This is a genomic window from Streptomyces pimonensis, assembly GCF_041380215.1.
Lineage (GTDB): Bacteria > Actinomycetota > Actinomycetes > Streptomycetales > Streptomycetaceae > Streptomyces > Streptomyces pimonensis.
The window spans coordinates 1-246 of record NZ_JAHWZY010000168.1; the positions used below are offsets into that span (position 1 = coordinate 1).

The 246-nt window shown below is 73.6% G+C and carries 1 protein-coding gene; it reads left to right on the plus strand.

Translation table 11 applies throughout. The annotated features are described in order from the left end of the window. A partial coding sequence (locus tag KYY02_RS33855; RefSeq protein ID WP_442538189.1) for a hypothetical protein occupies nt 1–246 on the plus strand: 246 nt, incomplete at both ends.

The following is a 246-nucleotide window of genomic DNA, read 5'->3' on the forward strand; positions in this document are numbered from 1 at the left end:
CGTCTCCGGAGACGATCCCGCGGACGCCGTGAAACGGGTCAAGGAACAGCTGCGGGCGGTACCCGGCGACGGCTTCGGGTACGGCCTGCTGCGCCACCTCAACGCCGAGACCGCGCCCGCCCTCGCGGCCCTCGCCGAGCCGCAGATCGGCTTCAACTACCTCGGACGCACCGTCTCCGTGTCCTCGGCCGACTGGGCTCCGCTCGACCGGCCGGACGGGCTCGACGGCCCGGTGACGGCACTGCC